Genomic DNA, 26,996 nt, shown 5'->3' on the forward strand with positions numbered 1-26,996 from the left:
CGGATCAGAGCAGCAGGGTTCCGCTGAGTCGCAGCGACGGCAGCGGGGCGGCGCTGAGCATGGCGTCCAGGCGCAGGCGCTCGCCCACGCGCGCGCCGCCGCCCAGGGTCAGCATGGGCAGCGGCAGCAGGCCCGACGCGTGCGTCTCGCCATCGAAGACCACGCGCGGCGACGCGAGCAGCACGCCCAGCGACAGGGAGGCGGGCCCCGAGTAGACGCCCGCCTTCAGCAGGCCCCGCGGGCGCAGGGCGAGTTCGGTGTCCAGGTAGCGCAGGCTGCCGTCGCCCCAGAAGACGCTGCCGTCGAGGCTCAGACTCACCGGGCCCAGGAAGCTCGCGGCGCCGAGGCCGAGGCTGCCGGGCAGGGCGAGGCGGAAGCGGTCGTCCACGGGGGAGTCCACCGCCTCGGTGCGCGTGGGCTGCGACAGCGACAGCTGCGCCGGGTCGATGCCGCCGTCGGCGTAGGCCACCAGCCGCCGCAGCGAGAGCTCCGCGCTGCCGGGCAGCTCCACGGGCGGGCTGGCCTGCAGCACCAGGCCGAGCGCCAGGCGCGGCACCGGGCGCCAGCCCGCGCCCAGCCGCAGGGTCCAGCCGTGGCCGGCGTAGTCGCCGTGCACGCTCTGGTCGAGGGAGTTCTCCCAGGCGTCGTTCGGGTCGCCGAAGCTGAACTCGCGACCGCCGGTGGACATGATGCCCTCGGTGTCGGCGAGGCCGTCGACCTGCGCGCGGTAAGCGAGCCAGTCCACGCCGACGCCGACGCTGAGATCCGGCAGCGGCCGCAGGCCCATCGCCACGCTGTAGCGGCGGGCGCGCAGCCGCAGGCGCGCGCTGAGGTCGAGGTCCGCGCGCAGGAGCACCGTCTCCGTCTGGTCGCCGAGCGTCTTCTCGATGTCCGCCCAGGCCTGCAGGCCCGTGGCGAGCAGATCGAGGTCGAGGGCGAAGGGCGCGTCAATCGTGAACGACGCTGTACCCGCGGGTAGCGGCAGGATCAGTGCTGCGGTCCCGAGGCCCCCGGGGTGGAAGACGCTGGCGTCGGCCGTCGAGGCCACCAGCGTGCCGCCGTCGGCCAGGTGGTCCTCCAGCAGATCGTCCGTGCGCGACACGAGCTCGTCGTCGAGGCCGAGCATGCCGCCGAGGTCGAGGCCGAGGCGGGGGCCGAGATCCGCGGACAGCAGGGGACGTCCCACGAGGCCCAGCAGCGCCGGGTTGTGGAGCTGTCGTCCCGGTCCGGGGTAGATGGGCGCGACGGTGGTCTGCAGTCCCGCCACGCCCGGGCCCAGCAGCGCGACGCTGGTCGCGCCCATGGTCAGGGCGAGCTGGCCGCCTTCGAAGTGTTGGATTTTTGCAAGAGAATCGTCATCTTGCCCGCTGGCGAGGCGCGGCAGGCCCAGCGCGAGGGCGGCCACGACGAGGAAGCGTGGGGCGTCGATCATCCAGCGTGGGGTGTTCACGGAAGGCTCCCTCCTCGTGCGCAGGCGTCCGTCGCCCGTTCTATTGCAAGTTTGTGGCAAGTTTTCTTGCAGCCCCGCGGCGAGCGCTCGCCCGAGGGCGCAGCGGGTGCTAGACTGCCCGCTTCCTGCCCACGATGGAGGATGTCGTGACGAAGGTGCCTCAGCTCGACCTGCCCGCCCAGTACGCCGCGTTGCGCGACGACATCCGCGCCCGGGTGGATGCGCTCTTCGAGTCGCAGAGCTTCATCCTCGGCGCGGCCGTGGCGGACTTCGAGGCGGCCATGGCCGATTACCTCGGCGTGCCGGGAGCGGTGGGCATCTCCAGCGGCAGCGAGGCGCTGCGCATCGCGCTGGCCGTGCTCGACGTGGGCCCGGGCGACGAGGTGCTGCTGCCCGCCTTCACCTTCTTCGCCACCGCGGGCGCCGTGGCGCAGCGCGGGGCGACGCCCGTCTTCGTGGACGTGGACGAGCATTTCCTCATGGACCCGGACGACGCGCGGCGCGTCCTGACTCCGCGCACGCGAGCGGCGATCGGCGTGCACCTCTATGGACGTCAGATGGACTGGCGGCCCTGGCGCGCGCTGGCCGAGGAGCACGGGCTCGCGCTCATCGAGGACGCGGCGCAGTCCGTGGGCTCGCGCGACGCGCTGGGGGCCAGCGGCAGTCTGGGCCACGCCGCGGCTTTCAGCTTCTTCCCCAGCAAGAACCTCGGCGGCGCGGGCGACGGCGGCCTCTTCACCAGCCCCGATCCCGCGCTGCTGGAGCGCGCGCGCCGCTACCGCAATCACGGCGAGACGCAGCGCTATCACCACGCGGAAGTCGGCGTGAACGGGCGGCTCGACGCCCTGCAGGCCGCGGTGCTCCACGCGAAGCTGCCGCACCTCGACGGCTGGAATCGCGCACGGCGCGCGCTGGCGGCGCGCTACGCCGAGGGCATCGCCGCGCGCGGGCTGGCGGACGTCCTGCGCGCGCCGGCCCTGCCGGTGGGCGAGGAGCACGTCTTCCATCAGTTCACGCTGCGGGCCGAGCGGCGCGACGCGCTCCTGGCGCACCTGCAGGCGGCCGGCATCGGCGCGGCGATCTACTATCCCGTGCCCCTGCACCGCCAGCCCTGCTTCGCGGATCTGCCCGGCGTCGCGCGGGCGCTGCCGATGACCGAACGCCTGTCGGCGGAGGTCGTCAGCCTGCCCATCTATCCGGAGCTGGGAGAGGAGCGGCAGGACGCCGTGCTGGACGCGCTGGCGGAGTTCTACGCGCGCTAGTTGTGCTTCTGCAGCTGACGGGCCTCGTGGACGATCTCCTGCCGCACGCCCGAGCTGCCGCGCGCGAGGCGCGTGAAGTCGTGCCGTGAGATGTAGCGCGGCCCGAGGAAGGTGCGCAGCGCGCTGAGCGGGATGCCCGTGGGGTTCTCGAGCAGCGCCAGGGGCACGCCGCGGCAGGCCGCGCCGCTGTGCAGACGCCGCTCGCGCGCGATGCGCAGCAGCACCTTCAGGCTGCGGCTGCCGCGCGCGATGGCCTCCACCACGCCGTGACGCTGGCTCCACTGCTCGTTGTCGAGGATGCGCTCGCAGAACGCGTCGTCCTGCAGCCGGCTGCGCAGCATGAGCAGCGGCGAGCCCTCGTCGCGCCAGCCTTCGGGACTCATGGGGCAGCCGTCGGGGCTGACCCACTCGGACCAGAGCAGCGCGTCGAGGTCGACCCAGTACAGCCCCTCGGACTCGCTCACGGCGCTGGCGCGGAAGAGCGTCCGCGGGGGGCGTTCGCCCAGGCCCAGGCGCCGTTGACGCCAGCGCAGGGGCAGGAGCAGCGCCGCGTGGAGCGTCTTGCGGTAGCGGCGGCCGCCGAGCGTGCGCAGGAGGCCCACCCAGGCCGTGGGTTCGTCGCCGACGAGTTCCGTGCTGCTCATCCAGTTCACCCAGCCGGAGAGCAGCTGCGAGGGAAGCGATTCGCCCTTGTTCAGCGCGTGGCGCCAGCCCACGAGCTCCTCCTCGCCGAGGTACTGCTCGAGGGGATGCTTGAAGCCGCGCGCGCCGCGCTCGACGAGCGCCTGGAGGTCGCCCTGCCACTCGTCGAGGGCGACGACCAGCGGCAGCAGGCGGGCGAGGGCGGCGGGGTCGTAGTCTCCGACCTGGTCGACGAGCCGCGCGCCGCGCAGGCTGGCCGCGCGGCCTTCGAGCAGCAGCAGCCGGGCGAGCGCGTCGGGCAGAGGATGGGGCATGCCCTCCGGGGCGGCGAGCAGTGCGCTCAGGGCGTCGCGCGGGCCGGCGAGCGAGGACTGGAACTGCTCGGGCGGGCCCATGGGCTCCACGATGGCGAGTAGTTCCGCGAGCCAGGCGGTCTCCTCGTCGCTCGCGGGCGCGGTGACGAGGAGCAGTCGCCGGCCCAGCCGGTCCAGGTGCCGCAGCGTGGCGACGCGCTCGGGGTAGAGCACGCTGCGGGGGCGTCCGCAGAGGAAGCTGAAGAGCAGGCGCAGGCCGGCGGGGTCTTCCCGATAGGCCGCGCCGATGATGGCCTCGAGCAGGCGCTGCCGCGTGCCGCGCTCCTGTTCGGCGAGCAGGGTCCAGAGCGCGTCGCGACGTCGGCGGGGATGCGCCTCGTCGGCGATGCCGGCGAGCGGGCCGTCGAAGGCGGGCGCGCCGGGCGCCCAGCGGTCGAGGGCGTCCGCGAGGGCGCGCTCCTCGGCGTCGGGCGTCCGGGTGAGGACGGTGCTGTCGTTGGCCACCAGTTCGGCCGGCATCGAGGCTCCAGGGGGAAGCGAAGGAAACGCCGCGCCACGGGCGTCGCCGGTAGCGCCGTTCACCGCGGCACGTTGCAAGGACGGGTCCAGCGGTCAGGCGGAGGGCGTGTCCAGGTATTGCAGGCGGTGGAGTCGCGCGTAGACGCCGTCCAGCGCGAGCAGCTCCTCGTGGCGACCGGACTCCACGATGCGGCCGCGCTGCACCACCAGGATGCGATCCGCGCCGCGCACGGTGGACAGACGGTGCGCCACCACCACGCTGGTCCGCCCGGCGAGCAGCCGCTCGAGTCCCTGCTGGATGAGCGCCTCGGTCTCGGTGTCCACGGAGCTCGTGGCCTCGTCGAGGATCAGCACGGCGGGGTCGTGGGCGAGGGCGCGGGCGAAGGCGATGAGCTGCTTCTGCCCCGTGGACAGACCGCCGCCGCCCTGGGTGAGCGCCGTGTCGAAGCCGCGGGGCAGTCGCTCGATGAAGTCCAGCGCCCCCACGGCCTCTGCCGCCGCGCGCACGCGCGCCGCGTCGATGCCCGCGTTCCCCAGGTGGATGTTCTCGCCGATGCTGCCCGGGAACAGGAAGATGTCCTGCTGCACCAGCGCCACCTGTCCCCGCAGCACACCGCGTGGGAGGTCGCGCAGATCCACGCCGTCGAGCAGCACGCGCCCCTGCTGCGGCTCGTAGAAGCGCAGCAGCAGGCTCAGGATGCTCGACTTGCCGCCGCCCGTCGGGCCCACCAGGGCGAGGCGTTCGCCGGGCGCCACGTGGAAGGCCACGTCGTGGAGCACGGGCAGGGCCGGGTCGTAGCCGAAGCGGATGCCCTCGAAGCGGATCTCCCCGCGCAGGCGCGGCGGCGAGGCGGGCAGCGCCGGCGACGGGGGCTCGGGCTCCGTGTCCAGCAGCCGGAAGATGCGCTCGCTGGAGGCCATGGCCGCCTGCATGATGTTGAACTTCTCGCTGAGGTCGCTGATGGGCTGGAAGAAGCGCCGCGCGTAGAGGATGAAGGCCGCCAGATCGCCGAGGCTCAGCGCCGCGTCGCCGCCCGTGCTGTACCAGTGGCCGCCGAAGCCGAGGCTCAGGGAGATCGACAGCACCGCGATCACTTCCACGAGCGGGAAGAAGAGCCCCAGGTTGAAGACGCTGTCCAGATGGGCCCGCGTGTGGGAGCGGTTGAGCTCGCGGAAGCGGCCGGCGGCGCGCTCTTCCTGGCCGTAGGCCTGGATCACCTCCATGCCGGCGAGGTGCTCCTGCAGGAAGGCGTTGATGGCGGCCACGCGCACCTGCACCTGGCGGAAGTTGGTGCGCAGGCGTCCGCGGAAGTAGAGCGTGATGAGGCTGAGCACCGGCAGCAGCGCGAAGGTCACCAGGGCGAGCCGCACGTTGAGCAGGAAGAGGTAGCCCAGGATCACCGCCAGGGTGATGAGATCGCCGATGATCGCCACCAGGCCCGAGCTGAACATCTCGTTGAGCAGCTCGACGTCGCTGGTGATGCGCGTCATCAGCCGGCCCACGGGATTGCGGTCGAAGAAGGCCACGGGCAGGCGCTGGAGGTGGGCGAAGAGCTCCAGGCGGAGATCGAGCATGAAGCGCTGGCCGAGGCCGACGACGATGAGCGTCTGCAGGTAGCCGAGGCCGAACTCGGCGAGCAGCACGAGACCGAAGAGCAGCGACGCGTAGAGCAGGGCGGAGGGATCCGAGCCCACGATGCCACGGTCAATGCCCACCTTGACGAGGTAGGGCCCTGCGAGACCGGCAAGGCTGGCGCAGGCGAGCAGCACGACGGCCAGCGCCACCCGCCAGCGATAGGGGTGGAGGTAGCGCAGGGCGCGCCGCATCAGCCGCGCGTCGTAGGCCTTCTGGGGGGCGAGGTCGGCCTGGAGGTAGTCGCTCACGCCTGCTCCCTCTCGGCGCCGTCGTCCGCCGTCGCGCCGGCGGCGCCGAGCTCGTCCTCCAGGAGCTGGCGCTCGTGTAGGCGGCTGTAGAGCCCGCCCGCGACGAGCAGGCTGGCGTGGTCGCCGCGCTCGACGATGCGGCCGCCGTCCATCACCAGGATCTGCTGGCAGTGGCGCACGGTGGAGACGCGATGGCTGACCAGGATCAGGCTGCGCCCGCGCGTGCCGGCGCGCAGCGCCGCGAGGATGCGCTCCTCGGTGTGCGTGTCCACGCTGGCGAAGGGGGCGTCGAGGATGAGCAAGCCCGCGTCCTTGAGCAACGCGCGGGCGAGGCTCACGCGCTGCTGCTGGCCGCCGGAGAGGTTCACGCCGCGCTCGCCGATGGGCGTGTCCCAGCCCTTGGGAAAGCCGAGGATCTCGTCGAGGACGCCGGCGTCCTTCGCCGCGGCGTCGCGCAGCGCGGGGTCGATGCCCAGGTCGCCCTGGCGCAGGTTGGCGTCGAGGCTCTCGCTGAAGAGCAGCGGCTCCTGGGGCGCCCAGGCGATGGACGCGCGCAGCTGGGCGAGCGGGAGCGTGGTGACGTCGCGCCCCGCCAGCAGGATGCTCCCCGGCGGGGGATCCAGCAGGCGCGGAATGAGCCGCAGGAGCGTGGTCTTGCCGCTGCCGGTCAGGCCCACGATGCCGAGGGTCTCCCCCGCGGGCAGGCGCAGGTCGATGTCGTGCAGGACGGCGTGCTCCCCGTAGGCGAAGTGCAGATGGCGGATCTCCAGATCGCCGCGCAGGGGCGCGTCCTGCGGCGACGGCGCGGGCCCGGCAATGGCCGGCTCCTGGTCCAGCACCGCGAGCATGCGCGCCCAGGAGGCGCTGCCGCGCTGGATGATGCCCGTCACCCAGCCCAGGGCGGCCATGGGCCAGCTCAGGCGGATCATGTACTGGATGAAGGTGACGAGCTGGCCCAGGGTGATCCGGCCCTCGCCCACGGCGCGCCCGCCGTAGAAGAGGATCAGGACGATCGCCGCGCCGCTCAGCAGGCGGAGCGTCGGCATGAAGAGGGCCATCATGCGGTAGAGCTTCAGGTTCGCGTGATAGTAGGCCCAGCCCTCCGCTTCGAAGCGCCGCTGCTCGCCCTCCTCGCGGCCGAAGGCCTTCACCACGCGGATGCCCGAGAAGTTCTCCTGCACGCGCGTGCTGAGGCGGCTGAACTGCTCCTGGATGCGGGTGAAGCCGTGGTGGAAGCGGCTGCTGATGAGGTAGATCAGCACGCTGAGCACCGGGAGCGGGGCGAGGCCGAGCAGGGTGAGCTTGCCGTCGATGACGAACATCAGCGCGAGGGTCATGATGAGCGCCGTCGCGGTGTTGATCGTGTACATGATGCCCGGGCCGAGGAGCATGCGGACGGCGTTCAGGTCGCTGCCGGCGCGGGCCATGAGGTCGCCCACGGGGGTGCGCTGGTAGTAGGGGGGATCCAGGGTCAGGAGGTGGGCGAAGAAGTCGTCGCGCAGCTCGAACTCGATCTCGCGGCTGGCGCCGATCAGCAGCCAGCGCATGCCGAACATGAAGGCGCCGCCGGCGAGGGAGAGTCCGGTGAGCGCGAGCACGTTGCGCGTCAGGAAGCCGTCGGGGAGACCGGCGCCGCCGGCGTGGGCGCGCTGCAGGACGTCCACGATGTGTCCCACCAGCCAGGGCACGGCCGTGGCGGCGAGGTTCGAGAGCAGCAGGCAGAGGACGCCGAGCGCGTAGCGTCCCCGGCGGCGTGCCAGGTAGGGCATCAGTCGCAACAGGGCGCGGATGGGTCACCTCCGGGAAGGGGGGTAGTCTAGGCGGCTGGCCCGCCGCCTGCAAGGCGTGGAAACGGGGTCCGGGGCGGTCCGCTTTTCGGGGTGGACAGCGGCCGACCGCGGCACTATCGTTGAAACTGCAGTTTCGCATCCACTTGCACGGCTCGCGACGCGAGCGGGAGTTGCCATGTTCGCCTTCATGGGTCAATGGGAGATCGCCCTCGTGGTGCTGGCTCTGCTGCTGCTGTTCGGCGGCCGCAAGATCCCCGAGCTGGCCCGTGGCCTGGGGTCGGGCATCCGTGAATTTCGCCAGGGAATGTCCGGCAAGGACGAGAACGACCAGCTCCCCAAGGGGCGCGGCGACGGGGCCGGCGGGCCCGGCTCCAAGGACTAGGCCCTGAGCCTCTCGCTGCGCAGCCCGCGGCTCATCACCCTTCTGCTCCTCATCGCCTCGGCGACGTCGGCTCGGGCGGAGCTCGCGGCTCCCTCGCGCCTCCATTCGCACTGGCTGCTGGGGCGCGGCCTCCTTCACCGTGGCGGCCGGGCGGAGCTGCGACTCCTGGACGGCGACCGGGTCTCGGCGGCCCTGACCTTGCCGCCGGTGGCGCTCGCGCCGCGCCGCCAGTTCCTCCTGCGGGAGGGCGCAGCCCTGCTGGACTGGACCGAACCTGCCGGCGCCCGCTCCCTGCTGGCCCCGCGGGGCGATCTGCGCGGCGTGCTGGCGGCGCTGCCGCCGACGGCGCTGGCTGCGCTCCTCCTCGGCGACGGCCCCGCCCTCACGGCCTGCCTCGAGGGCGCGGTCCCGGGGCCCGCCGGCGGGGCGCTGCGGGAAGCGCGGGGGCGTCTCGGGGGACATCCGGCCACTCTGCGGCTGCGGGGCGGCCGGGCGCGCGCGCTGGACTGGGACCTGCCGCAGGGCAGGGTCGTCCTGCACTGGCCGGCGCTGGCCCCAGGCGCGAGGGCGGTCCTGCGCGTGGCCCTGCCCGACGGCAGCTGGCTGCGGGTTCAGAGCCGCTTGCGCCCGGCGCCGGCGCTCGGCCCCGAGGACTGGCTTTTTCTGGGTGACGACGGGAACCCTCCGTGAGGACGGGGTGTTGCTCAGCAGCAACCCCTGACCATCTCGGAGAGAGACATGATGCTAGCATGGAAACGTCAGGAGGGGCAGGGCGTGCCCACCGATGAGGATCTCATCCTGGCCGTCCAGGCCGGCGACAAGCGCGCTTTCGACGAGTTGGTCGGCCGCTTCAAGATGCGCCTGTACAACTTCGTCCTGCGCATGGTCGCCGACCCGGATCTGGCGGAGGAAATCACGCAGGACGCCTTTGTCCGCGCCTACATCAACGCGGACAAGTACCGGACCATCGCCAAGTTCAGCACCTGGCTCTACACCATCGCGATCAACCTGGTGCGCAACCACGCGCGCCGCGCCAAGCGCAGCCCGATCTCGCGGATGCCGCTGATCGGCAAGGGCGAGGACAAGGTCGAGATGGAAGCGCCGGACCTCGGCGACCTCCAGGACGTGGACCTGGAGCGCCGGGAACAGCGTCGGTTTATCGAGGAGATCATGGTCAAGATTCCCGCGCACTACCGGGAACCCTTCGTTCTCCGCGAAGTTCACGACCTCAGCTACGAAGAAATCGCGGCGGCCACGGGCCTCAAGCTCGGCACCGTGCGCAGCCGCATCAACCGGGCTCGCGCCCATTTCCGGAAGCAGTGGTTGGCTCGCTTCGAAGACGACAACGCCCGCACGGCGGATGGAGGCCCCCTGCAATGAACTGCAAACGCGCCCAGGCTGCGATTTCCCTGTTCCTCGACGAGCGGCTCGACCCCGCGGGACAGACGCAGCTGAACCGGCACCTGGCCGGCTGCACCGAGTGCACGGCCTATCTCAACGAACTGAAGGAGGGTCTGGCGGCCCTGCACGAACTGCCGCTGGAGTCTCCGTCCCCCAACTTCGACTGGAATCTGAAGCGCAAGCTGCAGCAGGCCCAGCACGAGGGCTGGCAGTACCGCGACGAGGACGTCGAGCGCCGCTTCTGGCCGCGCTTCGTGCTCTCGGCGGCGGCGGCCCTGGCCATCGCCCTGGGCGGCGGCGCGCTGGTCTACCGCGCCATGCAGGCGCCGTCGATGTTCCCGCCGGCGCTGGGCGGCAGCGCTTCGCAGGGCGGTCTCGCCCAGGACAGCGGCGAGGGGTTGCAGATCCCGTCGACGCCGCAGCCCTTCGCGGGCGGCCTCCAGGAGAGCTCTCGCGGCTTCCAGCCCGTGGGCGGCAGCGACGTGATGCCGCTGCAGGGTCCCGAGCACTGGACCATCCAGGCGGCGGATCCCCGTCAGGCGATCCTGCTGGAAGGCAAGGCCGCCGAGACCGGCGCTCCGAGCGCCAGCGCCGACAGCCTCGGCGCTCCCGCGACGACGCCCTGAACCCCGGCGGGGGTGGCGCGAGGCTGGGCTTGCCCGCCCTCGCGCCACCCCATGCGCGCCTCGGCGCTTCCATCAGATGAGCGTTTGACCCCACCGCGTCCGGCGCCTATTCTGCCTCCATGATCACCTCGCCCCGACGTCTTCGCGCAGCGATTGCCGCGCTCCTTCTCGTCGCGCCGCTTCTGCTCTCCTGCAGCGAGAAGCGCGTGATCCCCGCCGTGGGTCCCTACTCCGACGTGTGGATCTTCACCGAGCAGGGCACGCAGACGGACCTGCTCCGGAGCTTCGTCGAGTCGCTCTCGCACCCCATCGAGTACGTCTTCGAGGAAGAGAACGAGTTCGACGTCTACGTCCGCGACTTCGAGCAGTTCGAGCACAACCGCGACCGCAAGAACATCGTGCTCTACGCGCGCGTGGACCGCCAGGGCGGCATGCTCTCGCGGGTGCAGCGCCTGCTGGGCAAGGACATCCTCGCCCGGGTTCGGCGCGAGGGTCAGCTGGTGCTCTACCGCGAGGATCTCTTCGCGCGCGACCAGGACGTCTACTTCCTGCTGGCCGACGGCGCCGCCGGCGAGGAGCAGCTCTTCACGCGCATGGCGCCGACCCTGCGCGACCGCATGCGCGACTCCACGCGCGAGCGCCTGCGGGACTATCTGTTGAACGGCCGCGAGAACAAGGGCGGCGGCAAGTACCTGCTGCGGCGCTACGCCTTCACCCTGCGCTACCCGGCCGAGTACCGGCTGCTGCAGGAGCGTCCCGACCTCGGGGCGATCGAGCTGCACCGGGAGGATCCGAGCCGCGTGATGGGCGTCTTCTGGCAGGACTGGGACGGCCCGGCGCCCACGGTCGCCGACTCCACCCGCCTGCTGGCCTTTCGCGAGTCGGTGGTGGACACGCTCTACCACGGCGACTACCTGCTGCCCGAGGCCAACCAGTTCACCGCGGTGGAGGAGGCCGGACGCAGCGCGCTGCGCCTGCGGGGCATCTGGCAGAACGAGCGGGACATGACCGGCGGCCCCTTCGTCACCTACTTCTTCCTCGACGAGCACCGCCACCGCCTGCTCGCCCTCGACCTGCTCCTCTACGCGCCGGGCATGGCCAAGCATCCCTTCATGCGGGAGCTCGAGGCGCTGGCCACGACCTTCCGCTACTGATGCGAAGCCTCCAGGTGGCGCTGGGCGCCCGCAGCTATCCGATCCATCTCGGCCGCGACCTCGACCCCGCGCTGCTGGCCGACGCCCTCGCCGGCCGCCCCGCGGTGGCCCTGGTGGACGCCCAGGTGGCCGCCGTGCAGGGGCCGCGCCTGGACGCGCTGCTGGGCGGGCGGCCCCGCCTCACGGTCCCCTCGGGCGAGGGGACCAAGACCCTGGCCCAGCTGGAGCGCCTGGCGCGCGAGCTGATCGCGCTGGGCCTCGGCCGCGACGGGGCGCTGGTCGCGGTGGGCGGGGGCGTCTGCGGCGACCTGGGCGGCTTCCTGGCCGCGAGCTATCTGCGGGGCATCCCCTTCGTGCAGGTCCCCACCACGGTGCTCGCCCAGGTTGACGCGAGCGTGGGGGGCAAGGTCGCCGTGAACCTGCCGGGGGCCAAGAACAGCCTCGGCGCCTTCCACCAGCCCCTGGCCGTGCTGGCCGACCTGGGCTTTCTCGACACGCTGCCCCGGCGCGAGCGCGCCGCGGGGCTGGCGGAGCTGGCCAAGATGGCGGCCACCCTGGACGCCGACCTGCTCGCCGCACTCGAGCAGGCGGGGGAGTCGCTGCTGGATCCGCGTTCGCCAGCGCTGCCCGACGCGCTGCTTCGCGGCTGCGCGCTCAAGGCGGCGGTCGTGGCCGAGGACGAGCGCGAGGCGGGGCGAAGGGCCATCCTCAACTTCGGCCACACGCTGGCCCACGCCCTGGAGGGCGCGACGCTGGCGGGCACGCCGGTCGCCGCGGGCGAGGCGCCGCTGCTGCACGGGGAGGCGGTGGCCATCGGGATGCTCTTTGCGCTGCGGCTCGGCGCGGCCCTGGGCGTGACCGCCGCGGAGGGCGCGGAGCCGCGTCTGGCCCGCCTGCTCGCGCGGTGGTCGCTGCCCCTGCGGCCGGCCGCCGGCGCCGACGCGCAGGCTCTCGTCCGGCTGATGGGCAGCGACAAGAAACGCCGCGGCGGCGCGCTGCGCTTCGTCCTGCTCGAGGACTGGGGACGCAGCCGCCATGGCGTGGAAGTGGCCCCGGAGAGTGTGGAGCGGGCCCTCGTCGATTTCCTCCTCGCCGTGCCGGACACGGAAATGCGTTGACCGTCCGGCCCGGGCTCTGCTAGCGTTGATTGCCTAGAAGTCGTGTAATCGTATAGGCTTAGGATATCCAAGGGGTTGCGCTTGCCAGTTCCAGCACGATCCAAGCTCGTCCAGCGCGACAGGGACCAGGGCCGGGAGGCCCTCGAGTCGCGCTTCGCCCGGGGCGAGCGGACGCTCTTCGTCCCCCTGGCCGAGCTGGCGCGCCGCGACGGGCGCCTGGCCGAGGCGGCGGCGTTGCTGGAGCAGGGGCTGGAGGAGTGCCCCCGGCGCGTGTCGGCCTGGGTGCAGCTCGCGCGGCTGCGCGCCCAGGAGGGCCGCATGGACGAGGCGCTCCGGCACTACCGCCATGTTCTCGAGGCCCTGGATCCGCAGAACCTGCCGGCGCTGCGGGCCCTGACGGCCAGCAGCCTGGCCGCGGGGGACGTGGACGCGGCGCGGCGGCTTCTCGAGGCCTGGTCCGCGCAGGACCCCGAGGATCCCGAGCTGGCGGATCTGCTGGAGGAGCTGGAGGCGATGGGCGCGGCCGATCCCTCGCCGCCCGTCCCTCGCGCGCCGGGGTTGATGGAGCTGAGCCTGGCCGAACTCGAGCCCGCCTACCTGCGCGCGCCGTCCCCCGACGATCCGGATGCCTGGGCGGGCGCGGACCCGCAGCGGGCCGGCGGCGAGCGGACGGGATGACGCGCATCCTCGTCCTCCAGGGACCGAACCTGAACCTGCTGGGCACGCGGGAGCCGGAGGTCTACGGCGCCCGCGACCTGAGCACGGTGCAGGCCGACCTCGAGCGCTGGGCGTCGGCCCGCGGCGTCGCGCTCGAGTTCCTGCAGTCGAACCACGAGGGGGCGCTCATCGACGCCCTGCAGCAGGCGGCGGGGCGCTGCGACGGCGCCGTCCTGAACCCCGGCGGCTTCAGCCACAGCAGCGTGGCGCTGCGGGACTGCATCGCGGGCCTCGCGCTGCCGGTGGTGGAGGTGCATCTGAGCAACCTCCACGCGCGCGAGCCCTGGCGGCAGCGCTCCCTCACGGGCGCGGCGGCGAAGGGGATCATCAGCGGCTTCGGCGAGGAGAGCTACCGGCTCGCCATCCTTCACCTGGCGGGTCTGGCCGAGGACTAGCGGCGCCCGGCGCCGCAGGCAAGGGAGAGAGCATGCGCGTTGACGAGATCCGCCAGCTGATCAAGCTGCTGGAAGAGAACGCCGGCATCGTCGAGATCGAGATGTCCAGCTTCCTGGGCGGGCACCGCGTGCGGGTCTCCCGTCGAGGCGAAACGGCGGCCCCCGCGGTCGCGCCGGCCGCGCCGGCTCCGGTGAGCGCGGGGGGGGCGGCTGCCGCGCCCGCGCCGCAGGCCGACGGTGACCTCCACGTCATCAAGGCGCCCATGGTCGGCACCTTCTACACCGCGCCCAACCCGGACGCCGATCCCTTCGTCAGCGAGGGCAGCAAGGTGACGCCGGGCACCGTGCTCTGCATCGTGGAGGCCATGAAGCTCATGAACGAGATCGAGTCGGACGTGAGCGGTGTGGTGCGCGAAATCCTCGTGGAGAACGGGCAGGCGGTGGAGTTCGGACAGCCGCTCTTCCGCGTGGAGCGGCGCTAGGCTTCCTTCCGATTCCCCATCGCGGACCTTGCTTCCCGCCGAGAGATCCCCAGGGAAAGGGTGAGCTTCTTGCTAAGTTTCGCCGGGGCGACGTGTGCCCCTCAGGCGGAGGACAGCATGGAACTCACCCAGATGTTGCAGGAGATGGTGGAGCGGCGGGCCAGCGACCTTCACATCAAGGTCGGCCGCCCTCCGGGCTATCGCATCAACGGCGAGCTGGCCTTCGCCGGCGACGAGCCCCTGCTCCTCGAGGACACCGTGGCGCTCTACCGGCAGGCGCTGGACGAGAGCCAGCGTGACGTCTTCGAGCGCGACCACGAGGTGGACTTCGCGCTCAGCATGCCGGGCCTGGGCCGTTTTCGCGGGAACATCTTCCTGCAGCGCGGCAGCATCTCCATGGTGTTCCGGCACATCCCCACCACGGTGCCGCAGCTGGAGGACCTCAACCTGCCCGACGTGACCGAGCGCCTGGCCATGTCCCCCCGCGGACTCGTGCTGGTGACGGGCATGACCGGCAGCGGCAAGTCCACCACCATGGCCGCCATGGTGCGCCGCATCCTGGACACGAAGCCGGTGAGCGTGATGACCGTGGAGGACCCCGCGGAGTTCCTGCACGCCGACGGCATCGGGATGGTCACGCAGCGCGAGGTGGGCAGCGACACGCTGTCCTTCGCCTCGGCGCTGAAGCACGTGCTGCGGCAGGACCCGGACGTCCTGGTGATCGGCGAGATCCGTGACGCGGCCACCATGCGCATCGCGCTGACGGCCGCGGACACGGGGCACCTCGTGCTCTCGACGCTGCACACCACGGACGCGTTGCAGACCGTGAACCGCATGCTGTCGCTCTTCCCGCCGGACCAGCACAGCGAGATCCGCCACCTGCTCTCGCACAACCTGGAGGGGATCCTCGGCCTGCGCCTCGTGCCGACCAAGGACGGCACCGGTCGCGTGCCGGCCTGCGAGGTGCTGGTGGGCTGCGCGACCACGCGCGAGTACCTGCAGGATCCGAAGAAGATGAACAGCATCCGGGACTTCATGGCGGAGGGCTACACCGTCTACGGGACGCGGACCTACGACATGTCGCTGCTCGAGCTGGCCAAGCTGGGCAAGATCAGCATGGAGGAGGCGCTGACCCACGCCTCGCACCCGGACGAGATCCGGCTCAAGATGTCGGGGATCGAGGGTTCGGAGAACCTGCTGGAAACCTGGATCCCGCGGGACAGCACGACGCACGTCTAGCCGCCGAAGCGCCGCAGAGCCCGTCAGAATGGGGACTTGCGGCGCTTCGCGCGCCCTGATCCCCGCTGGACAGCCCTCGGCGACTGTGCTATGCCACGGACCTGGCGCGGGTGGACCGCGCCGGAGGTCGGAAGGCTGTCCCCACGATGATCCGCAAGCTGGTGGTGGCGAACCGGGGCGAGATCGCCCTGCGCATCATGCGCGCCTGCGAGGAGCTCGGCATCGAGACCGTGGCCCTGCACTCGGAGGCGGACGAGGACAGCCTGCACGTCAAGTTCGCCCACGAAACCGTCTGCATCGGCCCGGCCAGCTCCAGCCGCAGCTACCTCAACATCCACAACATCATCAGCGCCGCCGAGGTGACGGGCGCCGACGCCGTCCACCCGGGCTACGGCTTCCTCGCCGAGAACGCCCACTTCGCCGAGGTCTGCCAGACCCACGGGCTCATCTTCGTGGGTCCCGAGCCGGACATGATCCGCCGCATGGGCGACAAGGCCCTCGCCCGCGAGACGATGATCGCCGCCGGCGTCCCCGTGGTGCCCGGCAGCGAGGGCATCGTCGCCGACGAGCTCACGGCGCTTCAGATCGCCCGCGAGATCGGCTTCCCGGTGATGGTCAAGGCCAGCGCCGGCGGTGGCGGCAAGGGCATGCGCGCCGCGGCCGACGAGGAAGAGCTGCGGCGGGCCTTCGGCGCCGCGCAGGGGGAGGCCGAGGCGTCCTTCGGGCGCGGGGACGTCTACCTCGAGAAGCTGGTGCTGCGCCCGCGGCACGTGGAGATCCAGGTGATCGGCGACAAGCACGGGAACATCGTGCACCTGGGCGAGCGCGACTGCTCGATCCAGCGGCGGCATCAGAAGCTCATCGAGGAGTCGCCGTCGCCGGCGGTGGACGACGCCCTGCGCGCCAAGATGGGCGGGGCCGCCGTGCGCGCCGCCGAGGCCGTGAACTACCACTCGGCCGGCACCGTGGAGTTCCTCCTCGACGAGACGGGCCGCTTCTACTTCATGGAGATGAACACGCGCATCCAGGTGGAGCACCCGGTCACGGAGATGGTCACCGGGCTGGACCTGCTCAAGGAGCAGATCCGCGTGGCGGCCGGCGAGGCGCTGAGCTTCCGGCAGGGGGACGTGGTGATGAAGGGGCACGCCATCGAGTGCCGCATCAACGCCGAGGATCCGCTCAACAACTTCGCGCCCGCGCCGGGCACCGTGGTGAGCTTCCACCCGCCGGGCGGCCCCGGCGTGCGCGTGGACACGCACGTCTACAGCGGCTACAAGATTCCGCCCTTCTACGACTCGATGATCGCGAAGATCATCACCTACGGCGCGGACCGCGACGAGGCGATTCGCCGCATGCGCCGCGCGCTGGACGAGTGCGTCATCGACGGGGTGCCGTCCACCCTCGGCTTCCACGCCAAGATCATGCAGCATCCCCGCTTCCTGAGCGGAAAGTTCAGCACCCACTTCCTGGAGGAGGAGGACTGGCGCAGCGCGGGGCGCTGAGCCGGTCCGCAGACCATGGCCGGCTCCCGTAGCACGTCCCGTCACCCGTTGCGCGGCCTCGTCGCCCTGCTGCTCGGCCTCGTCGTGCTGGGCAGTCTGCTCACCTTCCATCCCGGCGACTGGGTGGGCTGGGGCTGGGACGCCTCGCTCTTCCACGCGCGCAACGCCTTCGGCTTCGTCGGGGCGGTCCTCGCCAAGATCCTGCTCTTCCTGCTGGGAGCCCTGGCGCTCTGGCTGCTGGCGCCCGCCTTCTTCCTGGCGGGCGGCGCCGACCTGCTCGGACGCTCGCGGCGACCGGCGCTGCAGCTCTGGGCCGCGGCCGCGCTGCTGGCCCTGCTCTGGGCGGGCAGCGCGGTGGCCGGAGGGCCGAGCGTCGTGCGTCAGGGCTGGCTGGGCGAGCTGCTGAGCGAGGGTCTGGCCAGCCTGGCCGGACGCACGGGTTCTGTGATCGTGCTGGCCTTCCTCAGTCTGATGGCGCTGGTGTTCGCGCTGCCCGGGCGCGTCTTCGGCGGGCTGCGTCGGGGTCTTCTCGTGCTGGGGCGTGGGCTCCTCGCGCCGCTGCGCGCCGGGGGACGCGCGCTGACGGCGCTGGGCAGCGGTCTCGCCGAGGCTCTGCGCTGGGTGGGCGGATCCGTCCGTGGGCTGGCGCTGCGCAGTCAGGACGCCTGGGCCGAGCAGGCCGCGCGGCGCGCCGAGACGCGGGCGCGAGCGGCGGGCGAGGACCCATCGCCGATGGCAGTGCCGGCCGCGGCCGTGCACGCGATCACGATGGAGGACGAGCCCGTGGCCCTGGCGGCCGCCGCCACGACGGGCGCGCCCGCGCGCGAGTCGCGTCCCGAGCCGCGCAGCGCCCCGGCGCCAGCGCGGCGCGCGCGGCGGAAGCGCGGCGATCTCACGCTGCCGCCCCTCGAACTGCTCGAGCCGCCCACGGTGCGCAGCGAGGCGGCCGACAAGCGCTTCGTGGAGGAGCGCGCGAAGGTGCTGGTGGACAAGCTGGCGAGCTTCAACATCGGCGGGCGCGTCAGCGCCATGAGCCAGGGACCGGTGGTCACCACCTACGAGTTCGAGCCGGACACCGGCGTGAAGGTCAACCAGATCCTCAGCCGCCGCGAGGACCTCGCGCTCGCGCTGCGCAGCAAGGAGCTGCGCATGGTGGCGCCGATTCCCGGCAAGGCGGCCGTGGGCGTGGAGCTGCCGAATCCGAAGCCGCGGGTCATCCGCCTGCGCGAGGTGCTCGAGGCGACGGATCCCGTGGGCGCGGGCGGCCAGCTCGCCCTCGCGCTGGGCGTGGACGTGGACGGCCGCGCCACCTGGACCGACCTCGCCGACATGCCGCACCTGCTGGTGGCCGGCGCGACGGGGACGGGCAAGAGCGTCTGCATCAACACGCTGCTGGTGAGCCTGCTGCTCGCGCACACGCCGGACACGCTCCGCCTCTTCCTCGTGGATCCCAAGATGCTGGAGCTCAGCGTCTACAACGAGATCCCGCACCTCATGCACCCGGTGATCACGGACAACCGCGTCGCGCTGCAGGCGCTGAACTGGCTGGTGGGGGAGATGGAGCGGCGCTACCTGCTGCTCAAGCCGGTAGGCGTGCGGAACATCGGCGAGTACAACGACAAGGTGCGCGCCGGTGAGGTGACGGACCGCGACGGCCAGCGCGTCGACGAGACGCTGCCCTTCCTCGTGGGCGTCGTCGAGGAGTTCGCGGACCTGATGATGACCCTGGGCAAGGACATCCAGACGCCCATCGTGCGCCTGGCGCAGATGGCCCGCGCCGTGGGCATCCACCTGGTGCTCGCGACGCAGCGGCCGAGCGTGGACATCATCGACGGCGTGATCAAGGCGAACTTTCCGAGCCGAATCGCGTTCAAGGTCTTCAGTCGCTTCGACTCGAAGACCATCCTCGATGGCGTGGGCGCCGAGACCCTCATCGGCCGGGGCGACATGCTCTTCAAGCACGGCCGTCAGCCCTTCCCGCGCCGCGTGCACGGCGCCTTCGTGGAGACCGGCGAGGTGGAACGCATCGTGGATCACTGGCGCCAGGTGGGGGGCGACGACCCCGCCCACGTGAATCTCGAGCCCCGCCGCGAGGGCGGGCTCGACCTGGCCGCCGAGGACGACCTCTTCCCCGACGCCCGGCGCACGGTCATCCTCGCCGGCTTCGGCAGCACCACCATGCTGCAGCGTCGACTGCGCGTGGGCTACACCCGCGCCAGCCGCCTCATGGACATGCTGGAAGAGGCCGGCATCGTGGGGCCCCACACCGGCAGCAAGGCCCGCGAGCTGCTGGTCGGACCGGAGGCGCTGGAAGACGAGGAGCTGGGCGCATGAGCGATCCCGCCAAGGCGCGCCGCGTCTATCTCGAGTCGCTGGGCTGCGCCAAGACCCTCGTGGACAGCGAGGCCGCCCTCGGCCTGCTCCTCGGGCGCGGGTTTCGTCACGAGACGGACCCCGGCGCCGCCGAACTGCTGCTCCTGAACACCTGCTCCTTCATCGAATCGGCGCGCGAGCAGTCGGTGGAGCGCATTCTGGAGCTGGTGCGCCTCAAGGGGGAGACCGGCGCGCGCCTGGCGGTGATCGGCTGTCTGCCCCAGCGCTATGCCGACGAACTGCGCGACGAGATCCCCGAGATCGACCTGCTGGCCGGCGTGGGGCAGCAGGCGGAGCTGGCCGCGTCCCTGGCGGCGCTCTTCGCCGGCGACGACGCCGCGGCGGGGGCCCAGGCCCTCACGCCCGCGGCGCCGGCCATCAGCTTCGCGGGCTTTCTCGAGCGGCCGCTGCTGACGCCGCCGCATCTCGCCTACCTCAAGATCGGCGAGGGCTGCAGCCGCAAGTGCAGCTTCTGCGCGATACCGGGGATCCGCGGGCAGTTCCGCAGCCGCCCGCCCGAGGACCTGGAGGCCGAGGCGCGCGCGCTCGCGGCGCGCGGCGTGCGCGAGCTGAACATCATCAGCCAGGACACGGCCTACTACGGCCTGGACGCGGGGCCGAAGGGAGCGCGGGAGACCCTGCTGCCGCTGATGCGGCGCCTCTCGGCCGTGGACGGGCTGGAGTGGATCCGCGTCTTCTACCTGCATCCGACGCTGGTGGACCTGCCCGATCTGCTGGAGCTCTTCGCCCTGCCCAAGGTGCTGCCCTATCTGGACATGCCCATCCAGCACGCGTCGGCCTCGATGCTCAAGCTCATGCGCCGCGGCCACGGGCCCGAGCGGCTGACGGAGCTCTTCGGCGGGCTGCGGGCGGAGCGTCCCGACATGACCTTCCGCAGCACCGTGCTGGTGGGCCACCCCGGCGAGACGGAGGACGACCTCGCCACGCTCCTGGACTTCCTCGGCGAGCACGGCTTCGACCACCTGGGCGTCTTCGGCTACAGCCGCGAGGAGGGCACGGCCTCGCCGAGCCTCGGCCCGGCCGTGCCGGCCGAGAGCGTGGCGGAGCGGGTGGAGGCCGTCCAGCTCGCGCAGATGGCCTGCAGCGAGGAGCGCGCCGCGTCCTGGGTGGGACGCCGGGTGCGCGCGGTGGTGGAGGCGACGGCGACCCTCGGCGAGGGGCTGCCCCCCGAGCGCTGCCTGGATCCGCTGGCCAGCGCGCCCTTCCCGTCGGCGCGGGCGGCCCTGCGGGGGCCGCGGGAGGCCTACGAAGTGGACGGTCACCTCTTCCTCGACGACGACGCGGGCCTCGCCCCCGGCGACTGGGTCGAGGTGGAGGTGATCGAGAGCGACGTCTACGACCTGCGGGGGCGTCTGACCGGGCCGGCTTTGCCTTGACAGCGGCCGGGACGCTTCCTATACCAAGCTGGACCAACAACTTGACGGAGATCGCCATGCGCGCCACGCCTCGCCGAGTCGTCCTGTCCGCCCCTCGCCGCCTGCTGGGCTGCGCCGCGTTGCTCTTCCTCGCGCTGGGGCCGGCGGTGGCGGCGGAGCCGGCGCCGCTGACCGTGGAGGACATCCCCACGAATCTCGGCCTCGCCCACCGGATGGCGACCGAGGTGGCCGCGGCGACCCTGGACGCGCTGTCCCTGCCGGCCGGCGGCTGCGTCCTGCTGAAGGCGCGCGGCGAGCACTCGGGGAACTCGATCCTGGAGCTGGCGCTGGCCGAGGCCGCCCGCCAGCGCGGACTGGCGATCGCCGCGGCGGACGCCGGCTGTCCGACGACGCTCGAGTATCGCATCCTGGAGCTCCAGATCGCCTACACCGGTGTGGACCGCAGCGCGCTGTGGACGCGCAAGGAGATCGAGCGCCACGGCGCCTGCGTGCTCGCGGCGCGGGTCCTCGAGACCGAGGGCGGGCGGGAGCGCGCCACCACGCAGCAGGAGGTGCTGCTGGCCGACCGCGTGCCCTACGACTTGAAGGATCTGGTGGGCAGCCCGACCTATCCCTTCACCGCGCCCGAACTCAAGGAGCGCGACTGGAGCAAGTCCGCCGAGCCCTTCGTGGTGACGGGCATGATCGCGGGGCTCATCTACCTCTTCTTCAGCAACCAGAGCGGGAACTGATGCGCCGACCCGCGCTGCGGCGGGCGCTCCGGGGCTTCGGCGCCGGCGGCGCGGCGCTGGGCGTCGCCCTGGTCCTGGCCACGTCCGGGTGCGGGGGCGGCGAGCTGGAGTCGCACCTGTCGAAGGGACGCAGTCTCTTCGCGCACAAGCACTACGAGGAGGCGCAGCTCGAAGGGCTCTACGTGCTCCTGCGCGAGCCCGAGAACGAGGAGGCGCTCTCCCTGGTGGCGAGGAGCCTCCTGGCCCAGGACCGCGACGGCGAGGCCGAGAGCTACTTCCACACGCTGGCGGAGAAGAGCCCGCTGCACGCCATGGAGGCGGCGGAACTCTACGACACCCGCGCCAGGGAGGACTACACCTCCGGGCAGAAGAGCCGCGCCGCCCGCCGCTGGCTGATCGCCCTGCGCTTCGAGCCCATGCTCGATCTTGGCCCGTACGCGTTCTACATGGCGGACCGCTCCTACGAGGAGCGCGACTGGCGCCAGTCGGCGGCGCTCTACGGGCGCGCGCTCAGCGTCTACGCCGACTCGAGCGCCGTGAAGCAATCGCTCTACCCCTACGCGGTGAGCCTGCACAAGCTGGAGCGGGACCAGGAGGCCATGGACGTCCTCGGGCCCTTCATCACGCGCTACCCGCGCCACCGCGATCGGCACGAGGCGATCTGGCTCTATCAGGAGATCCTCATCGACCAGGCGCGCGCGGCGAACGGCCGCATGGACTACGACGCCGCCGTGGAGTATCTTCGCCGGGCCCTGCGCTTCGACGAGAACCCGCCGATGACGGCGGAAGCGCTGCTGGAACTCGGCGGCAGCTACGAGAATCTACAGGACTACGACGCGGCCGCGTCCTGCTACCGGCGCGTCATCGACACGAGCAACACGCAGACGGGCCGGATCTACGACACGGCCATCGAACGGTTGGCTAGAATGGAGAAGGCGAGGTTGCGGTGAAGCGAAGCGCGAGGGATCCGAAGGCCCTCCGGCGGCAGGGACTCGTCCTCCTCGCTCTGCTGCTGGTGGGGGCGGCGTTGGCCGGCTGTTCGTCCAGCCGCGGTCTGAGCCGGAAGGGCAGGGCGGACAACGCCTTCGCCCGGGGGGACTACGCGAGCGCGATCCAGGACTACCAGGTCTTCCTCGAGGAGGCCGGCCTCGGCGTCGAGGCCATGGACGCCCACTTCATGCTGGCCCGAAGCTACTTCGAGAACGGCGACTACCCGACGGCGGCCGTGGAGTTCGAGATCTTCCAGCGCGACTATCCGCGCAGCGACTCGCTGCTCGCCGCCGCGTGGTACCAGACGCTCTGCTGGGTCGAGCAGTCGCCCGCCTACGATCGCGACGCCACGCCCACGCTGAAGGCGATCCAGATGCTGCAGGACTTCCTCCTCGACCACCCCGACGCGCCCCAGGCGCCCGACGCGAAGGTCAAGCTGGCCGCGCTGCAGGACAAGCTGGCGCACAAGGCGCTGTCCGTCGCGGAGCTGTACCGGCGCATGGAACGGCCCCAGGCGGCGGCGATCTACTACGAGAAGCTGCTGCGCGAGTACCCCGATAGCCCGCGGGCCGACGCGGCCGTCCTCGGTCTGATCGCGGTGCGCGTGGAGATGGGCGAGCGCGGCGAGGCGCGTCGGCTGGCCGAGCGCGTGGCGGCGGATCGCCCCGACAGCGAGCTGGCCCGGCGGGCCCGGGCCCTGCTCGACCGCTGAGCATGGCCGGGGCGCGGCGCCGTCGCGTGGGGCTCCTGGGGGGCAGCTTCGACCCTCCCCACGCCGGCCATCTCTGGATGGCCCGTCGCGCCCATGCGCTCTGGAGCCTCGACGAGGTCTGGCTCGTTCCCGCGCATCATCCGCCGCACAAGGACGCCGACCGGCAGACGCCCTTCGCCCAGCGCGCCGCCCTTGCGCGGGTTCTCGTGGAGAGCAGCGGCGAGGACTGGCTCCGCGTCGACGCGATCGAGGCCGAGCGCCCGGGGCCGAGCTACAGCCTCGACACCGTGCGGGCGCTGAAGGCGCGGCACGGGGCGACGCAGCGCTTCGCGCTCATCCTGGGCGCGGATTCGCTCGCGGACCTCGACGGCTGGCACGAGCCGGCGCAGCTCTGCGCCGAGGTGGAGCTGCTGGTCCTGGCGCGGGAGGGGAGTCCCACGCCCGCGCGCTGGCCGCACCGGCTCGCGGCGGGGGAGACGCACCCGGCGCAGAGCCGGGTCATCCGCGGCTGTCTCGCCGCGGGACGCGAAACGCCCTGGCTGCCGGCCGCCGTGGCCGCGGCCGCCCGGCGCGCCGGACTCTACCGCAAGGAGGCCCCGTGAAGCTGCTGCTCCTCGACGGCCACGCGCTGGCCTTCCGCAGCTACTACGCCATGATCCGCAGTCCGCTCACGAACAGCGCGGGCGAGAACACCAGCGCGGAGTTCGGCTTCCTGCGCACGCTGCTGGCCCTGCGCCGCGACGAGGCGCCGGATGCGATCCTGGTGGCCTTCGATCCGCCCGGGGGCAGCTTTCGCCACCGCGAGTTTCCCGACTACAAGGCCCAGCGCGCCGAGACGCCGCTGGAGCTGAAGGCCAGCGTGTCGCGGCTCCAGGAGTTCCTGCCGCTGGCGGGCATCGCGCAGGAGATTCGCCCGGGCTACGAGGCCGACGACGTGCTGGCGAGCGCCGCGCGCCGCGCGGCGGCCGAGGGCTGGGACGTGCGGATCGTGTCGGGCGACAAGGACCTCTGCCAGCTGGTGGACGACCGCATCCACCTGCTGCGGCCCGCGAGCGGCAAGAAGCCGCAGAAGGAGCTGGGGCCGGCCGAGGTGGAGGAGGAGTACGGCGTGCCCCCGGCCAAGATCCGCGACTACCTGAGCCTGGTGGGCGACAGCGCGGACAACGTCCCCGGCGTGGCGGGGCTGGGACCCAAGGGCAGCAGCAAGCTGCTGGCGGAGTTCGAGTCCCTGGACGACCTCTACGCCCGCCTGGACGACCTCGACTCGGCCACCGTGCGCAAGAAGCTCGAGGACGGCCGCGAGAACGCCTTCCGGGCGCGCGGGCTCATCGCGCTGGTGGAGAACCTGGACCTGGACGGGCCGGAGCCAGCCTGGCGTCCGGCGGCGCCCCGGCGCGAGTCCGTGCAGGCCTGGCTGCTCGAGCGCGGCTTCCACACCCTCGTGCCGGACTTCCTCGGCGAGAGCGAGCCCGAGGAGGCGGCCCGCTACTCGCTCGTGCAGGACGAGGCGTCCCTGCGCGCGCTCGTGGAGCGCCTCGAGTCCGCGCCGCGCTTCGCCGTGGACACCGAGACCACGGGGCTCGATCCCCTGAGCGACGCACTCGTGGGCATCAGCCTGGCCCTGGAGCCCGGGGAGGCCTTCTACCTGCCGGTGGCGGGACGCTGCGCCGGCGAGGGGCTGCCGCTGGAGACGCTCCGGTCGCTGCTCGGTCCCGCCCTCGCCGATCCGGGGATCGAGAAGGTCGCGCAAAACCTGAAGTTCGACGCCCAAATGCTTGAACAGCATGGCCTACCCATCCAGGGTGCCTGCTTCGACACCATGCTGGCCAGCTACTGCGTCGACCCCGGCCGGCGCAGCCACGGCCTCGACGCCCTCGCCCTCGAGCTGCTCGGCCACGTGATGGTGCCCTTCGAGGATCTCTTCGAGGCGGGCGACAAGACGCGGGACATCCAGACCGTGCCGCTGGACAGCCTCGGCCACTACGCCGCCGAAGACGCCGACTACACCCTGCGCCTGGCCGCGACCCTGCGTCCGGCGCTGGGGGAGACGGGCACCGAGCGCGTCTTCCGCGAGCTGGAGATGCCGCTGATTCCCGTGCTCTCCGCCATGGAGAAGACGGGCATCGCGCTGGACACGGCGCACCTGGCCAGGCTCTCGGGCGAGATGGAAACCGCCCGCGCCGAGCTGGAGGGACGCATCCACGCGGCCGCGGGGCGGGAGTTCGCCATCGGCAGCCCGAAGCAGCTCGCGACGGTGCTCTTCGAGGAGCTGGGCCTGCCCAAGGGACGCCGCACCAAGACCGGCTACTCCACCGACGAGCAGGTGCTGGGCGAACTGGCGGCGGAGCACCCCATCGCCGGCTGGGTGCTGGAGTGGCGCGAGCTGTCGAAGCTGAAGAGCACCTACGTCGACGTCCTGCCGCAGATGGTGCTGCCGGCCACCGGGCGCGTGCACACGCGCTTCAACCAGGCGGTGGCGGCCACGGGGCGGCTCTCGAGCAGCGATCCGAACCTGCAGAACATCCCGATCCGGACCGCGCTGGGACGCGAGATCCGCCGCGCCTTCGTGCCGGCGCAGGGGATGCAGCTCGCATCCTTCGACTACAGCCAGGTGGAGCTGCGCATCCTCGCGGCGCTGAGCGGCGACGCGGCGCTGGGCGAGGCCTTCGCGGGCGACCGGGACATCCACCGCTGGACGGCGGCGCGCCTGGCAGGCAAGGCCGAGGACGACGTGACGCGCGAGGAGCGCGACCGCTCCAAGGTGGTGAACTACGGCGTGCTCTACGGCATGGGCGCCCACGGACTCGCCCAGCGGCTGCGGATCTCGCGCGGCGAGGCGCAGGGCTTCATCGACGAGTACTTCGCCGCCTTCCCCGAGGTGCGCCGCTGGATCGACGAGACGCTCTTCCGCGCGCGGGCGGAGGGGGCCGTCACCACGCTCTTCGGGCGCCGGCGGGCGCTGCCCGAGCTGAACAGCGGCAACGGCCGCATCCGCGGCTTCGCCGAGCGCATGGCCGTGAACACGCCGATCCAGGGCAGCGCGGCCGATCTGATCAAGCTGGCCATGATCCGCATCCACGACTGGCTGCCCGGGAGCGGACTCGATGCGCGCATGCTGCTGCAGGTGCACGACGAGCTGCTCTTCGAGGTCGCGCCCGGAGACCTGGAGGCGCTGTCCGGGGAGGTCGTCGCGCGCATGGAGGGCGTGGGGCAGGGCATCGGCGCGGTGAACGTCACGCTCAAGGTGGACTGGGGCGTGGGCGCGAGCTGGCTGGAGGCGCATTGAGGCGTCCCGACTCGCGCGTGTGGGTGGTCACCGGCCCCATGGGCAGCGGCAAGAGCACGGTCTGCCGCCTGCTCGAGCAGTGCTGCGCGGCGGTGCTCGACGCGGACGCCCTGTCGCACCGGCTGCTGGCGCGGCACGACGAGGTGCACGCCGGCCTGCGCGCGCTCTTCGGCGAGGCGGTCTTCGGCGCCGATGGGCGTCCGGACCGGCGGCTCATCGGCGAGCGCGTCTTCGCCGACCCCGGGCTCCTGGGCAAGCTCGAGGCGCTGCTGCATCCCCACGTGCTCAGCGAGCTGGCCGACAAGGCCGCGGACTGGCGCGCGCGCGGCAGCGGGCTCCTGGTGATGGAGGTGGTGCTCTGGTTCCAGCTCAGCCAGCGCCCCTTCGCCGTGGACGGCGTGCTGCTCACCTGGGCGCCGCCGGAGCGGCTGGTGGAGCGCGTGGCCGCGCGGAGCGGTCTGGCCGCGCACGACGTGGCGCGCCGCCTGGCCGCCCAGGGGGACTGGGAGCGCTGGACGGCCCAGGCCGACCGCGTGCTCAACACCGACTGCGATCTCGCCGAGCTCGAGCGGCGCGTCCGCGTGCTGCTGCCGGCGCTGCTCGCCGCTCCCGCGCCGTAGGGGGAGACCC

General features: G+C 72.2%; 24 protein-coding genes. 20 read left to right on the top strand and 4 right to left on the bottom strand.

The features are described 5' to 3' along the window. Positions 1 to 4: 4 nt before the first annotated feature. The gene (locus H6693_02320; protein ID MCB9515009.1) at positions 5 to 1,450 is read right to left on the bottom strand and encodes a hypothetical protein; all 1,446 of its coding nucleotides are present in this window, start codon (positions 1,448 to 1,450) and stop codon (positions 5 to 7) included. A gap of 134 nt (positions 1,451 to 1,584) precedes the next feature. On the opposite strand from H6693_02320, the gene H6693_02325 reads away from it, so the two are divergent. Continuing rightward, positions 1,585 to 2,712, top strand: a complete 1,128-nt coding sequence (locus H6693_02325) for a DegT/DnrJ/EryC1/StrS family aminotransferase (protein MCB9515010.1) — start codon at positions 1,585 to 1,587, stop codon at positions 2,710 to 2,712. On the opposite strand, the gene H6693_02330 is transcribed toward H6693_02325, so the two are convergent. The 3 genes from H6693_02330 to H6693_02340 all read right to left on the bottom strand — a co-directional run bounded on the left by H6693_02330 (position 2,709) and on the right by H6693_02340 (position 7,840). Beyond that, positions 2,709 to 4,187 (bottom strand): hypothetical protein, encoded by a 1,479-nt coding sequence (locus tag H6693_02330; protein MCB9515011.1) that lies wholly within the window; start codon positions 4,185 to 4,187, stop codon positions 2,709 to 2,711. The two genes, H6693_02325 and H6693_02330, sit on opposite strands and share 4 nt — an antisense overlap. Positions 4,188 to 4,280: 93 nt before the next feature. After that, positions 4,281 to 6,071: an ABC transporter ATP-binding protein gene (locus tag H6693_02335; GenBank protein ID MCB9515012.1), complete on the bottom strand. Its 1,791-nt coding sequence runs from the start codon at positions 6,069 to 6,071 to the stop codon at positions 4,281 to 4,283. After that, positions 6,068 to 7,840: an ABC transporter ATP-binding protein gene (locus H6693_02340; GenBank protein MCB9515013.1), complete on the bottom strand. Its 1,773-nt coding sequence runs from the start codon at positions 7,838 to 7,840 to the stop codon at positions 6,068 to 6,070. Before H6693_02340 ends, H6693_02335 begins: the two co-directional genes overlap by 4 nt. 196 nt (positions 7,841 to 8,036) lie before the next feature. Here H6693_02340 and H6693_02345 point away from each other — a divergent pair, with 196 nt between their 5' ends. The 19 genes from H6693_02345 to coaE all read left to right on the top strand — a co-directional run bounded on the left by H6693_02345 (position 8,037) and on the right by coaE (position 26,986). Beyond that, positions 8,037 to 8,243, top strand: a complete 207-nt coding sequence (locus H6693_02345) for a twin-arginine translocase TatA/TatE family subunit (protein ID MCB9515014.1) — start codon at positions 8,037 to 8,039, stop codon at positions 8,241 to 8,243. A 207-nt stretch (positions 8,244 to 8,450) separates the two neighbouring features. Then, positions 8,451 to 8,933: a hypothetical protein gene (locus H6693_02350; protein MCB9515015.1), complete on the top strand. Its 483-nt coding sequence runs from the start codon at positions 8,451 to 8,453 to the stop codon at positions 8,931 to 8,933. 84 nt (positions 8,934 to 9,017) lie between these two features. Next, on the top strand, positions 9,018 to 9,623 hold the full coding sequence (locus H6693_02355) for a sigma-70 family RNA polymerase sigma factor (protein MCB9515016.1): 606 nt from the start codon (positions 9,018 to 9,020) through the stop codon (positions 9,621 to 9,623). After that, positions 9,620 to 10,270: a zf-HC2 domain-containing protein gene (locus H6693_02360; GenBank protein ID MCB9515017.1), complete on the top strand. Its 651-nt coding sequence runs from the start codon at positions 9,620 to 9,622 to the stop codon at positions 10,268 to 10,270. The genes H6693_02355 and H6693_02360 overlap by 4 nt, the downstream gene beginning before the upstream one ends. A gap of 119 nt (positions 10,271 to 10,389) precedes the next feature. Beyond that, positions 10,390 to 11,424 carry a DUF4837 family protein gene (locus H6693_02365; GenBank protein ID MCB9515018.1) on the top strand — a complete coding sequence of 345 codons (1,035 nt, stop codon included), beginning with the start codon at positions 10,390 to 10,392 and terminating at the stop codon, positions 11,422 to 11,424. Further along, positions 11,421 to 12,542, top strand: a complete 1,122-nt coding sequence (aroB, locus tag H6693_02370; GenBank protein MCB9515019.1) for a 3-dehydroquinate synthase — start codon at positions 11,421 to 11,423, stop codon at positions 12,540 to 12,542. Before H6693_02365 ends, aroB begins: the two co-directional genes overlap by 4 nt. 81 nt (positions 12,543 to 12,623) lie before the next feature. Next, the gene (locus tag H6693_02375) at positions 12,624 to 13,220 is read left to right on the top strand and encodes a tetratricopeptide repeat protein (GenBank protein ID MCB9515020.1); all 597 of its coding nucleotides are present in this window, start codon (positions 12,624 to 12,626) and stop codon (positions 13,218 to 13,220) included. Beyond that, a complete protein-coding gene (gene aroQ, locus H6693_02380; GenBank protein ID MCB9515021.1) occupies positions 13,217 to 13,654 on the top strand; it encodes a type II 3-dehydroquinate dehydratase in 438 nt (145 codons plus the stop codon). The genes H6693_02375 and aroQ overlap by 4 nt, the downstream gene beginning before the upstream one ends. Positions 13,655 to 13,686: 32 nt before the next feature. Continuing rightward, positions 13,687 to 14,136, top strand: a complete 450-nt coding sequence (gene accB / locus H6693_02385) for an acetyl-CoA carboxylase biotin carboxyl carrier protein (GenBank protein ID MCB9515022.1) — start codon at positions 13,687 to 13,689, stop codon at positions 14,134 to 14,136. Positions 14,137 to 14,253: 117 nt separating this feature from the next. Continuing rightward, positions 14,254 to 15,375, top strand: coding sequence for a PilT/PilU family type 4a pilus ATPase (locus H6693_02390; GenBank protein ID MCB9515023.1), 1,122 nt, complete (start codon positions 14,254 to 14,256; stop codon positions 15,373 to 15,375). A 146-nt stretch (positions 15,376 to 15,521) separates the two neighbouring features. Further along, a complete protein-coding gene (gene accC, locus H6693_02395; GenBank protein ID MCB9515024.1) occupies positions 15,522 to 16,877 on the top strand; it encodes an acetyl-CoA carboxylase biotin carboxylase subunit in 1,356 nt (451 codons plus the stop codon). Between the two features lie 15 nt (positions 16,878 to 16,892). After that, complete coding sequence (locus tag H6693_02400) at positions 16,893 to 19,211, top strand: DNA translocase FtsK (protein MCB9515025.1); 2,319 nt, start codon at positions 16,893 to 16,895, stop codon at positions 19,209 to 19,211. Further along, a complete protein-coding gene (gene rimO, locus H6693_02405; GenBank protein ID MCB9515026.1) occupies positions 19,208 to 20,647 on the top strand; it encodes a 30S ribosomal protein S12 methylthiotransferase RimO in 1,440 nt (479 codons plus the stop codon). The genes H6693_02400 and rimO overlap by 4 nt, the downstream gene beginning before the upstream one ends. Before the next feature lie 56 nt (positions 20,648 to 20,703). After that, positions 20,704 to 21,378: a hypothetical protein gene (locus H6693_02410; protein ID MCB9515027.1), complete on the top strand. Its 675-nt coding sequence runs from the start codon at positions 20,704 to 20,706 to the stop codon at positions 21,376 to 21,378. Next, positions 21,378 to 22,328 carry a tetratricopeptide repeat protein gene (locus H6693_02415; protein ID MCB9515028.1) on the top strand — a complete coding sequence of 317 codons (951 nt, stop codon included), beginning with the start codon at positions 21,378 to 21,380 and terminating at the stop codon, positions 22,326 to 22,328. The genes H6693_02410 and H6693_02415 overlap by 1 nt, the downstream gene beginning before the upstream one ends. After that, positions 22,325 to 23,080 carry an outer membrane protein assembly factor BamD gene (gene bamD, locus H6693_02420; protein MCB9515029.1) on the top strand — a complete coding sequence of 252 codons (756 nt, stop codon included), beginning with the start codon at positions 22,325 to 22,327 and terminating at the stop codon, positions 23,078 to 23,080. The genes H6693_02415 and bamD overlap by 4 nt, the downstream gene beginning before the upstream one ends. Before the next feature lie 2 nt (positions 23,081 to 23,082). Beyond that, complete coding sequence (gene nadD / locus H6693_02425) at positions 23,083 to 23,682, top strand: nicotinate (nicotinamide) nucleotide adenylyltransferase (protein MCB9515030.1); 600 nt, start codon at positions 23,083 to 23,085, stop codon at positions 23,680 to 23,682. After that, on the top strand, positions 23,679 to 26,366 hold the full coding sequence (polA, locus tag H6693_02430; protein MCB9515031.1) for a DNA polymerase I: 2,688 nt from the start codon (positions 23,679 to 23,681) through the stop codon (positions 26,364 to 26,366). The genes nadD and polA overlap by 4 nt, the downstream gene beginning before the upstream one ends. Next, positions 26,363 to 26,986: a dephospho-CoA kinase gene (gene coaE, locus H6693_02435; protein MCB9515032.1), complete on the top strand. Its 624-nt coding sequence runs from the start codon at positions 26,363 to 26,365 to the stop codon at positions 26,984 to 26,986. The genes polA and coaE overlap by 4 nt, the downstream gene beginning before the upstream one ends. Positions 26,987 to 26,996: the final 10 nt, after the last annotated feature.

This window comes from Candidatus Latescibacterota bacterium, from assembly GCA_020633725.1.
Classification (GTDB): Bacteria; Krumholzibacteriota; Krumholzibacteriia; order JACNKJ01; family JACNKJ01; genus VGXI01.

What these genes read in the sequence shown, in the direction of transcription:
- H6693_02325 (MCB9515010.1), top strand. Translation starts at nt 1,585, where the DNA reads ATGGAGGATGTCGTGACGAAGGTGCCTCAGCTCGACCTGCCCGCCCAG.
- H6693_02330 (MCB9515011.1), bottom strand. Translation starts at nt 4,187, where the DNA reads ATGCCGGCCGAACTGGTGGCCAACGACAGCACCGTCCTCACCCGGACG.
- H6693_02340 (MCB9515013.1), bottom strand. Translation starts at nt 7,840, where the DNA reads ATGCCCTACCTGGCACGCCGCCGGGGACGCTACGCGCTCGGCGTCCTC.
- H6693_02345 (MCB9515014.1), top strand. Translation starts at nt 8,037, where the DNA reads ATGTTCGCCTTCATGGGTCAATGGGAGATCGCCCTCGTGGTGCTGGCT.
- H6693_02360 (MCB9515017.1), top strand. Translation starts at nt 9,620, where the DNA reads ATGAACTGCAAACGCGCCCAGGCTGCGATTTCCCTGTTCCTCGACGAG.
- H6693_02365 (MCB9515018.1), top strand. Translation starts at nt 10,390, where the DNA reads ATGATCACCTCGCCCCGACGTCTTCGCGCAGCGATTGCCGCGCTCCTT.
- aroQ (MCB9515021.1), top strand. Translation starts at nt 13,217, where the DNA reads ATGACGCGCATCCTCGTCCTCCAGGGACCGAACCTGAACCTGCTGGGC.
- accB (MCB9515022.1), top strand. Translation starts at nt 13,687, where the DNA reads ATGCGCGTTGACGAGATCCGCCAGCTGATCAAGCTGCTGGAAGAGAAC.
- H6693_02390 (MCB9515023.1), top strand. Translation starts at nt 14,254, where the DNA reads ATGGAACTCACCCAGATGTTGCAGGAGATGGTGGAGCGGCGGGCCAGC.
- accC (MCB9515024.1), top strand. Translation starts at nt 15,522, where the DNA reads ATGATCCGCAAGCTGGTGGTGGCGAACCGGGGCGAGATCGCCCTGCGC.
- H6693_02400 (MCB9515025.1), top strand. Translation starts at nt 16,893, where the DNA reads ATGGCCGGCTCCCGTAGCACGTCCCGTCACCCGTTGCGCGGCCTCGTC.
- rimO (MCB9515026.1), top strand. Translation starts at nt 19,208, where the DNA reads ATGAGCGATCCCGCCAAGGCGCGCCGCGTCTATCTCGAGTCGCTGGGC.
- H6693_02410 (MCB9515027.1), top strand. Translation starts at nt 20,704, where the DNA reads ATGCGCGCCACGCCTCGCCGAGTCGTCCTGTCCGCCCCTCGCCGCCTG.
- H6693_02415 (MCB9515028.1), top strand. Translation starts at nt 21,378, where the DNA reads ATGCGCCGACCCGCGCTGCGGCGGGCGCTCCGGGGCTTCGGCGCCGGC.
- nadD (MCB9515030.1), top strand. Translation starts at nt 23,083, where the DNA reads ATGGCCGGGGCGCGGCGCCGTCGCGTGGGGCTCCTGGGGGGCAGCTTC.